We start from the raw sequence: 9,661 nt of genomic DNA, 5'->3' as shown, positions 1-9,661 counted from the left end.
TCTTCGAAACAGCGCAACACGTGGGCGATGGCATCAACCTCACGGATGTTGGCCAAGAACTGGTTGCCTAGCCCCTCGCCTTTCGACGCGCCTTTTACCAGACCGGCGATGTCCACAAAAGTCATGCGGGTCGGAATGATTTGCTTAGACGCCGCAATGGCCGCCAGCTTGTCCAAACGGGCGTCAGGAACTGCGACTTCGCCTACATTCGGCTCAATCGTACAGAAGGGAAAGTTTGCCGCTTGTGCTGCCGCCGTTTTGGTCAGCGCATTAAAAAGTGTCGACTTGCCCACGTTCGGCAAGCCCACGATTCCCATCTTAAAACCCATCTCATCGTCCTTTCAGCGGTTGCGCCGCTTCTAGCAGGACAGCGAACAGGTGCAAGGCGGTGACAGGTTTGGACAAAATGATCGCATTTTCTTGAAAGAATTTGAATTGACGGAGCCGTATTGATCATGGTGGTTCGGGCCAGGCACAGTTATTGGTCGCGGCGGAAATTTAGACTTAGGAACAACAACATGAACCGTATTTATGTTGCCATCATTTCAATACTGATCAGCATCACTACCGCATCCGCACAAGAAGTAACCTTTGCGCTTGGCACAACAGATTATGGCGAAGGCGGACAGGACAGTGCGATCTTTGATCTTGAGTATCGCCACACGCCGTTCGTGCAAAAGCGCGTTCTGTCTGTCGCTTGGGGTGCAAACGCTAGCGTGACCGGCGAAGGCGACGCCTTTATTGGTGGCGGTATCTGGTCGCGCTGGCAATGGAACAGTGGTTGGTTCATCGACAACAGCATTATGCCCGGCCTCTACGAAGAAGGGACGTTTCAGAACTTTCTTGGATCCACCTTTCAGATCCGGTCACTTCTCGGCGTTGGATATCAGTTCGACAATGGGCACGCGATTTCCGCCGCCATCTCACATAAGTCGAATGCGAACCTTGCCGATGAGAACCCCGGTATGAATGCCTATTCCCTTAGGTACCATTTCAGGTTCTGACGACGCTTGCCTTTCCTGCACCGCTTTGGCAGGTGAGGTAGGACGGACAGGAGACTGAGATGACAACCCGGATCGACGCCAAATTCGCGGCCCTCACAGCCGAAGGACGCAAAGCTTTTGTGTCATACATCATGGCGGGTGACCCCGATTACGATACGTCGCTCGAAGTCGTGCGGGGCTTGCCTGCCGCGGGCGTAGACATCATCGAGCTTGGCTTGCCCTTCACGGACCCGATGGCGGATGGACCAACCATTCAGCTTGCAGGGCAGCGCGCGCTCGAGGCCGGAATGACACTGGACCGCACGCTCGACCTGGCCCGCAGCTTCCGGGAAACCGATGACACGACGCCGATCGTGCTCATGGGGTACTACAACCCCATCTACTCCTGCGGTGTCGACGCATTTCTGACAAAGGCAAAGGATGCAGGGATTGATGGCCTGATTGTTGTCGACCTGCCGCCCGAGGAAGACAGCGAGCTGTGTATCCCTGCTCAGGCCGCCGGGTTGAACTTCATCCGGCTCGCCACACCAACAACCGACGACAAGCGCCTGCCGCGTGTGCTGCAGAACACCTCGGGCTTTGTCTATTACGTTTCGATCACCGGCATCACTGGCGCAGCCGAAGCCGAAGCGGGAGATGTGGGTCCTGAAGTCGCGCGGATCAAATCCGCAACCGATCTGCCCGTAATTGTCGGCTTCGGCATCAACACGCCTGAAAAATCCAAGGCCATCGCTTCGGTGGCAGATGGCGCAGTTGTCGGCTCGGCCATCGTAAGCCGCATTGCCGCCGGTGATAACGTCGAAACCGTGCTGGCTTTCGTCAAGACGCTTGCGGATGGTGCACATGCGGCCTGAGCCGCTCGAAAGACAAATTTCCCGCCTCGCGGGAAATTTTTGAAATCATTGAATTTTTTGCGTATTGTGGCACAATTGTACGAGTATCTGAACAGTAGCTTGTAATGCCCACCGTCCTATCTTCGCCGTCTGATGTCTCAGAACACTTGCTAACGCGTACCGGGGAAGCGTTAATGTCTGGGGATTTTGACAGCTTCGCGCTGTGCTTCTCTCTTCCTTACGAAATTGAAACACTTGAGGCCAAACGCCTGATACACACCCGCGCGGATCTGAAGTCCACATTCGATGCAGTCCATGCTCACTTGGTCAAACAGCAGGTCACAATGATGGCACGGCATTGCGTGTCAGCCAGCTTTCGTGGCGAAGACGAGGTGGCTGCGACACACGAAACAAGGCTGCTCAGCCGGGACATTCTGGTGCAACAGCCCTACCCTGCCTTCTCTCTCCTGAGACGGGGTGACGACGGCGATTGGAAGATCACCTACACATCTTACGTCATCATGGACTCGGCCGACTTGAATGGCGCCTTGCAGGCCGGCTAGCCGTCCTGTGCACGTCGGCGTTCCTCAACATGTGAAATGGCCGCAGCGACGGCCTCTTTAGTCGTCATATCCGATGTGTCGATGACCCGCGCTCCCACGGCTGGTTTCATCGGCGCCGTATCCCGTTCGCTGTCGCGCGCATCCCGACTGCGCACATCCTCAAGCACCTGCTGCATGGTTCGCTCATCGCCTTTGGCAGACAACTCCTTCCACCGGCGCTCCGCCCGCACCTCGGCACTTGCCGTGACAAACAGTTGCGCCTCGGCATCAGGATAAATCACGGTGCAAATGTCGCGCCCATCCAGAACCGCACCACCGGCACGCCGCGCAAAGGCGCGCTGAAAGTCCAGAAGCGCGGACCTCACTTTCGGGATCACCGCAACCTGGCTCGCGGCCTGCGCCACCTCCGCCGTGCGCAATCGGCCATCCTCCAACGCGCTTGGATCCAACGCCAGCGCCGCTTCAATCGGATCAGCCCCGTCAAGCATCAGGGCACCGACAGCCCGGTAGAGCAAACCGGTATCCAGATGCGCAAAGCCGAAATGCGCCGCAATGGCCCGGCTGATCGTGCCCTTGCCTGCCGCAGCAGGTCCATCAATCGCGACGGTAAACGGGTCCCCGCTCATCGGTTATCGCGGCGCACCTGCGCGCCAAGCCCACCCATCAGCGGCTCGAAAATCGGGAAAGACGTGGCAATTGGCCCCCCATCATCCACCGACATCGGCTTTTGCGTGGCCATCCCCATAACGAGGAAGGACATGGCAATCCGGTGATCCAGATGGCTGGCACAGGTGACCCCACCCGGCACATTCCCATGGCCAAGGCCCGTCACGGTCCACCAATCCGGCCCATCCTCGACCGCCACACCAGCGGCGCGCAGCCCGGTCGCCATCGCGTCAATCCGATCACTCTCCTTGACGCGCAACTCCTTCACGCCGGGCATATGCGTCTGCCCCTTGGCAAAGGACGCCACCACTGACAGCACAGGGTACTCATCAATCATGCTGGCCGCACGCTCGGCAGGCACCTCGATACCCACCAGATCAGGCGAAAACCGGGCGCGCAGATCGGCGACAGGCTCACCCCCCTCTTCCCGCTCGTTTTCATACATCAAATCCGCTCCCATCTCGCGCAGCGTTGTAAACAACCCAGCGCGGGTCGGGTTCAATCCGATATTGGGCACCAGCACATCCGAGCCCGGCACAATCAGCGCCGCACAGACCGGAAACGCGGCCGAGGATGGATCGCGCGGCACATCAATATGCAAAGGCTTCAGCTCCGGCTGCCCCTTCAACTTGATGACCCAACCCCTGTCCGTCACCTCCGTCGAAATCTCGGCACCAAAGCCCGCCAGCATTCGCTCGGTGTGATCGCGGGTGGCTTCAGCCTCAATCACAACGGTTTCACCGGGCGCATTTAAACCCGCCAAAAGAACAGCAGACTTCACCTGCGCCGACGGCACCGGGACCGTGTATTCCACAGGCACCGGATCCACAGCGCCCACCAGGGTCATCGGCAAACGCCCCCCGGACCGGCCAACCGTCTCGCACCCGAAGAGGGCCAGCGGATCGGTCACTCGCGCCATCGGCCGGCCATTCAGGCTCGCATCGCCGGTAAAGGTCACGGAAATGGGCGAGGTCGCCATCGCCCCCATTATCAGACGCACACCAGTGCCGGAATTGCCGCAATCAATCACCTGATCGGGCTCGGCAAACCCGCCAACACCAACACCATGCACGGACCACAACCCACCGCCGTGATTGATCACCTCAGCGCCAAAGGCCTGCATCGCCTTGCCGGTGTCCAACACGTCCTGCCCTTCCAGTAACCCGGTGATCGTCGTCTCGCCCACGGCCATGGCCCCCAGGATCAACGACCGGTGCGAAATGGACTTGTCCCCCGGCACATCCGCCGTGCCGCTGAGCGGTCCACAGGCGGAAGAGGTCATGGGGATCGGATCACCGTGGCTGGACATGTTTGCGCTCGCATCTTTTCAGTCGGCGCAGACCTACCCCGCCCGTGTTACATCGTCCAGACCGGCCACGTGTTTCTTGTGACCAAAAATACCACGGGGCAGGCGCACAGGCGCCAGGGGCAGAGTCCCTTACCCCAACCGCCGGAATGTCAGGTAGTGGGGCACCCGCCCCTCGCGCAGCGCCTTCTGTTCATAGCGCGTGCTGATCCAGTCGCCCCAAGGCTCACGCCAGTCTCCGGGCCGCTCTGCCAACCACTCGAAGCCAGCTTTCGGCACCTCTTCCAGCGTCTGGCGCACGTAATCCGGAATATCCGTTGCCACCCGAAAGATCGCTCCGGGTTTCAACGCGCGAGCCAAGGGTTCCAGATGCTCTTGCGTTACAAAACGACGACGATGGTGGCGCGCCTTCGGCCACGGATCGGGATAGAGTAAAAAGGCACGCGCAATCGACGCCTCGGGCAGCACATCCATCAGATCACGGGCATCGCCCGGATGCACCGCCAGATTGTGCACGCCAGACCGCCGGATCTTGCCCAGCAGCATCGCCACACCGTTGATGTATGGCTCGGCCCCGATAATCCCCACATCAGGGTTTTCGGCGGCCTGATGCACCAAGTGCTCCCCCCCGCCAAAGCCCACCTCAAGCCAAACAGGCTTGCCGCCAAAAAGTGTATCCAGATCCAGCGGATCGCGCGCAGGATTGTCATCCCAGGACACAGGACCAGGGGACAAGGCGGCCAAATCCTCGTCCAGATAACGTTTCTGACTGTCTTTCAGGGTCTTGCCCTTCAGACGTCCGTAAAAGTTGCGATGTGGGCGTTCTGTCATGGGCGCGCATGTACCGCGCCGCCCGCGCCGGGGCAATGGCGTAAGGCGCAGGTGCCCTGCGCCAGCCTCAATCCCGTGCGGCATCCAGATATTCGCGCAGCGCAGTCAGCACCGGACGGATTTCCACCAATTGGCTGACGTCAAACTCATCCGCCAGTTTCGCAAAATCAGGTCCCAGACCCGCGATTGTCTCCGCACGCACCGCACGCCCCTTGTCCGTCAGCCAGACCCTCTTTGACCGCCCATCGTCGGGGTTGGGCCGTGTCTCGACCAGACCGTGCTGCTCGAGCCCCTTGAGCGTGTGGGTCATCGTTGTCTTGGGCACCTGAAATGCGCGGGCCATCTCCATCGGCGTACGCCCATCAGACACACGGGTCAGATGGTTCAACACGCCAAAATGCGGAGCGATCAGCCCGTGCGGAAGCCGCGCCTCCAGAATGGCGCGGCTGAGCTGTTCGATAATGCCGATCTCGTTGAACACTTCGAAAAAGACCGACGGGTCACTGTCACGCATTCACGATCTTGCTTTCTATATCCCATCGCGGGCTCTGTGCGATATCGGGGCCATATCCAATCCGGGCAAACATTTGCACGGTTCCGCCCGCTGGCGCCAGCCTGTCATGCACCTCGGAGTAAAGCTCCGACATTTCCGGATACTCCTGCAAGGCCTGGCTCAGCGGTTGCATACCAAGCCCTGCCCGCGTTGTGGCAAGGTTCAAACGCAGCCAATCGCGGCCTGCCGCGATCTGATCCGCCCGCGTGTTGGTGGGCGTGATCTGCCACAGATGCCCCATGGCGGTGTCCGCATTGGCAAAGACCGCCTTCAGCCCGCCCTCGTAAGCCAGCGAATCCCGCTCCAGCGCCGCCTCCCGGGAAAAGGTGCCTGTCAGGGCCATCGCCTCGAACATCGGACCGCTAAAGTCGATCCCGTCCGGGTTTGCATCAACTTCGCGCCTGCCAATGCGGAACAGGTCCACGCTTTCCTTGTAGGTGTGCGGTGTCTCGATCTCGATCCGCAGCGCCTCGTGGCTCAGCACCCGCAGCGCGGCAATGTCGTCAGCGGCGATTGAGCCTGCCACGGTCGTGCGGGTCGCAGCACTCAGAACCTTATCAAGCGTCGCCTGATCAACCGGACGGTCCGTGTCAAACGGCTCCTTGAGGGACCGGCGATGCATGACCTGCCCGAACAGGTCCGGCTCAGGCGCGCCCGCCCCTTCGACAAAGCGTGCAACAGCCACCCGACGGTGGTCCAGACCTTCCGGGTCTTCGCCATCCGGGAAAATATCCAGATCAACCCCGTAGCCCTGTTCGGCCGCGGCCAGGGTCATGAGTTCAAGAAAGCAACCGAGACCAATCACGATCTGTCGATTGAACGGGTCGGTGTGCGGCAGCAACCGGTCGGTGTCGACGCGCAGGGTCACCTCGCCATCCTTGCGCAGATCAACCTGCCACGGCTGCCGGTTGTGCGGGTTCGGCGCCAGGATCGCATAGGACAGCGCCTGCATCCGCGGTTCGGCATAGGTTCCTGCCATAGCCCAGGGCTTGAGCGCTGTTTGCGGCGTGCGGGTCACCGCATAGGCCGCAGCGCCTGTTGCAGCGAGGATGGAACCGCCCCCAAGCAGGGCGAGGGTTTTGCGACGGGATAAAGACATGAAAGCCTCCATTGGTACGATTTCGAACTACATACGCAATATAATACGATATCGCACCAAACAAGTCCCATTTCGTACTTTTGGCTGTTGTTACATCATGCCTTGTTTGAAATCACCCAAATTGGTAAGCAAACCTAACCAATACCGAAGGTTCGCCATGCCCGTCATCACCAATATCGAAGATCTCAAGCGCATCTACGAACGCCGCGTGCCCCGCATGTTCTACGATTACTGCGAATCGGGCAGCTGGACCGAGCAGACCTTCCGCGACAATTCCTCGGACTTCGATGACATCCGCTTGCGCCAGCGCGTGGCCGTGGACATGTCGGGCCGCTCCACCAAATCCCAGATGATCGGCCAGGACGTGGCGATGCCCGTGGCGCTTGCCCCCGTGGGCCTCACGGGTATGCAACACGCGGATGGAGAGATGAAAGCCGCCCGCGCCGCCGAGAAATTTGGCGTCCCCTTCACCCTCTCGACCATGTCGATCAACTCGATCGAGGATGTGGCCGGCTTCACCAACGCCCCCTTCTGGTTCCAGCTGTATACGATGAAGGACCAGAACTATGTCAGCCGCCTGATCCAGCGGGCCAAGGATGCGAACTGTTCCGCCCTTGTCATCACGCTCGACCTTCAAATCCTGGGACAGCGGCACAAGGATCTGAAGAACGGCCTCTCCGCCCCACCCAAGCTGACGGCCAAAACCATCGCGAACCTGATGACCAAGTGGTCGTGGGGGATCGAGATGCTGTCCGCCAAGCGGCGCGAGTTCGGCAACATCGTGGGCCACGTCGACGGGATTAGCGATGCGTCCTCGCTGGGCGCATGGACAGCGGAACAATTCGACCCCACGCTCGATTGGGACAAGGTCGCCAAGCTGAAAGAGCAATGGGGGGGCAAGGTCATCCTCAAGGGCATCCTTGACGCCGACGACGCCAAGATGGCGCTGAAGGTCGGCGCCGATGCCATCATCGTATCAAACCACGGCGGGCGACAGCTTGATGGCGCGCTCAGCTCCATCCGCGCCCTGCCGTCAATCCTTGATGCGGTTGGCGATCAGGTCGAAGTGCATCTCGACAGCGGTATCCGCTCAGGCCAGGACGTGCTCAAGGCGTTGGCGATGGGCGCCAAGGGCACCTATATCGGCCGCGCTTTTGTCTATGGTCTCGGTGCCATGGGGCAACAGGGCGTGACCGAAGCACTGAACGTGATCCACAAGGAACTCGAGACGACCATGGCACTGTGTGGAGAAACGAACGTGGCCAATCTCGGGCGGCACAACCTGCTGGTGCCTGAAGGCTTCGGCGGACGCTGGCAGTAAGCAGGCGATATGGGGGAGCTGCCCCCGTGCGTGCTGCGCTCACCCGAGGTATTTTCAGCCAGAAGAAGACATGGACGTGGTGCGTGTCGTCAGCATCCGGTTCCATCCAGGCAGCAGGATGGCTGCAACAGCAAACATGATGCATGCGATGACATAGAAGGATACGCGCAGTCCAAAGCCCTCGGCCACGAAGCCCATGATGACCGGCCCAAGGAAGAAGGCGGCATAGCCCAGCGCTGCGGCCTGGCTGATCGCCGCCAGGCGGTACTTCGGGCGCACGGCCTGCCCCACAAGACCAAGCGCCAATGGGCCGACAACCGACACACCCAAACCTCCAAGCAGGAAGCCGACATAAGCTGTACTCAGCCCCGGCGCCATGCCCGCCAGCGCAAGCCCGACGCCAGCGATGCAAGACGCCAGCATCATGACGCGCAGCGGCGGCCAACCTGCGCCGAACACATGTCCGCCAAGCCGTCCCACAGCCATGCCAACGGCCAGCAATGCAGGCCCCATCGCGCCCTCGGCCGGGCCACCACCCAGCGTCCGTTCTACATGCAGGGCTGACCAGCCTTCGGAGGCGGCCTCTCCCAGAAACGCGGCCAAAACGACAAGACCACCGACCCAGACAAGGGCGCGGGGCATACCGGTCGCGTCCTGCGCCTCATCTTCTGTCTGCGTGCGCATCGGCAGCACCATCCAGGGGAACAGGACAGCAACAGCCACGCCCATGGCGGCAAAGACAGCAACCGGGCCAAATCCGCCCTCTCGTGCGGCCCCAACCCCAATTGCCGCCATGGCGTAGGCGACTGAGAATAAGCCATGGTTCAGATTCATAAGGCTGCGGCCCGTTTCGGCCTCGGCCTCACTCACCTCGGCATTCGCCAATACGTCCGCAATACCCGACCCGCCAGCAGCAAAGAAAAGCGCAATACCAATGGCCATGGGCGTTTGTGCCGCACCGGCCAAAACAAACCCAGCCACCATGCAAGCCGCGCCCACAATCATCGCCCATCGCCCGAACAGACGATAGAACAAGGGGGCCAACCACATAGCCATCAACGCACCGGTTGACCCAATCAACACCAACGTGCCCCAGGCCCCGTCACCCACGCCCACCTGTGCCTTGATCACCGGCATCTGCGCCGAAAACGCAGCCCAGCCAAAGCCCACGACGACAAAGCCTGCGAGCGCGCGGCGAGAGGCAAAAAGATCGCTCAGTATACGCATGAGCAAGCGGTGACACGGGCCACGCACATCGTCCAGCCCCCAACCGCGCATTTTGCATCTTTTCAAGCGACTGGAACCGGTCTAAGAGGCAGCCTTCACGCGGGGTGACAGCCTTGGAGGCACCCTGCCCTAACTTTGGAGAAATACAATGGCTGGAGAGATTCCTGATCTCGAAGCCCTGGAACGCACGGGGACAGGCAAGGGCGCCGCTCGTCAGGCACGTCGTGCCGGTATGGTTCCGGGGATTGTTTTTGGTGG

The 9,661-nt window shown here is 60.4% G+C and carries 11 protein-coding genes and 1 pseudogene; 5 read left to right on the top strand and 7 right to left on the bottom strand.

The features are described 5' to 3' along the window. Window positions 1–329 (bottom strand): GTPase (locus tag AC6RA8_RS18420; RefSeq protein ID WP_500354684.1); only part of this gene is annotated, 329 nt, incomplete at its 3' end. 189 nt (window positions 330–518) lie between these two features. Between AC6RA8_RS18420 and AC6RA8_RS18415 the strand changes: the two genes are divergently transcribed. The 3 genes from AC6RA8_RS18415 to AC6RA8_RS18405 all read left to right on the top strand — a co-directional run bounded on the left by AC6RA8_RS18415 (window position 519) and on the right by AC6RA8_RS18405 (window position 2,400). Then, the gene (locus AC6RA8_RS18415; RefSeq protein ID WP_500354682.1) at window positions 519–1,004 is read left to right on the top strand and encodes an acyloxyacyl hydrolase; all 486 of its coding nucleotides are present in this window, start codon (window positions 519–521) and stop codon (window positions 1,002–1,004) included. A 59-nt stretch (window positions 1,005–1,063) separates the two neighbouring features. Continuing rightward, on the top strand, window positions 1,064–1,858 hold the full coding sequence (gene trpA, locus AC6RA8_RS18410; RefSeq protein ID WP_500354680.1) for a tryptophan synthase subunit alpha: 795 nt from the start codon (window positions 1,064–1,066) through the stop codon (window positions 1,856–1,858). 173 nt (window positions 1,859–2,031) lie between these two features. Next, the gene (locus AC6RA8_RS18405) at window positions 2,032–2,400 is read left to right on the top strand and encodes a hypothetical protein (protein ID WP_500354679.1); all 369 of its coding nucleotides are present in this window, start codon (window positions 2,032–2,034) and stop codon (window positions 2,398–2,400) included. Here the strand turns inward: AC6RA8_RS18405 and AC6RA8_RS18400 are convergent. The 5 genes from AC6RA8_RS18400 to AC6RA8_RS18380 all read right to left on the bottom strand — a co-directional run bounded on the left by AC6RA8_RS18400 (window position 2,397) and on the right by AC6RA8_RS18380 (window position 6,855). Continuing rightward, entirely contained in the window at window positions 2,397–3,026 is a 630-nt protein-coding gene (locus tag AC6RA8_RS18400) for a (d)CMP kinase (protein WP_500354678.1), read from the bottom strand. The two genes, AC6RA8_RS18405 and AC6RA8_RS18400, sit on opposite strands and share 4 nt — an antisense overlap. Further along, window positions 3,023–4,375, bottom strand: coding sequence for a 3-phosphoshikimate 1-carboxyvinyltransferase (gene aroA / locus AC6RA8_RS18395; protein WP_500354676.1), 1,353 nt, complete (start codon window positions 4,373–4,375; stop codon window positions 3,023–3,025). Before aroA ends, AC6RA8_RS18400 begins: the two co-directional genes overlap by 4 nt. Window positions 4,376–4,504: 129 nt before the next feature. Beyond that, window positions 4,505–5,203: a tRNA (guanine(46)-N(7))-methyltransferase TrmB gene (gene trmB / locus AC6RA8_RS18390; RefSeq protein WP_500354674.1), complete on the bottom strand. Its 699-nt coding sequence runs from the start codon at window positions 5,201–5,203 to the stop codon at window positions 4,505–4,507. A 67-nt stretch (window positions 5,204–5,270) separates the two neighbouring features. Next, window positions 5,271–5,717 carry a MarR family winged helix-turn-helix transcriptional regulator gene (locus tag AC6RA8_RS18385; RefSeq protein WP_500354673.1) on the bottom strand — a complete coding sequence of 149 codons (447 nt, stop codon included), beginning with the start codon at window positions 5,715–5,717 and terminating at the stop codon, window positions 5,271–5,273. After that, window positions 5,710–6,855, bottom strand: coding sequence for an Acg family FMN-binding oxidoreductase (locus AC6RA8_RS18380; RefSeq protein ID WP_500354671.1), 1,146 nt, complete (start codon window positions 6,853–6,855; stop codon window positions 5,710–5,712). Before AC6RA8_RS18380 ends, AC6RA8_RS18385 begins: the two co-directional genes overlap by 8 nt. A gap of 157 nt (window positions 6,856–7,012) precedes the next feature. On the opposite strand from AC6RA8_RS18380, the gene AC6RA8_RS18375 reads away from it, so the two are divergent. Further along, window positions 7,013–8,176 (top strand): alpha-hydroxy acid oxidase, encoded by a 1,164-nt coding sequence (locus tag AC6RA8_RS18375; RefSeq protein ID WP_500354669.1) that lies wholly within the window; start codon window positions 7,013–7,015, stop codon window positions 8,174–8,176. A 54-nt stretch (window positions 8,177–8,230) separates the two neighbouring features. Here AC6RA8_RS18375 and AC6RA8_RS18370 read toward each other — a convergent pair whose 3' ends face one another. Then, window positions 8,231–9,403 carry an MFS transporter gene (locus AC6RA8_RS18370; RefSeq protein ID WP_500354667.1) on the bottom strand — a complete coding sequence of 391 codons (1,173 nt, stop codon included), beginning with the start codon at window positions 9,401–9,403 and terminating at the stop codon, window positions 8,231–8,233. A 148-nt stretch (window positions 9,404–9,551) separates the two neighbouring features. Here AC6RA8_RS18370 and AC6RA8_RS18365 point away from each other — a divergent pair. Further along, window positions 9,552–9,661 (top strand): annotated as a pseudogene (locus tag AC6RA8_RS18365) (50S ribosomal protein L25/general stress protein Ctc); the annotation flags it as partial.

It is taken from the genome of Tateyamaria sp. (assembly GCF_059783535.1).
This window is presented reverse-complemented; position numbering and strand designations above follow the sequence as displayed.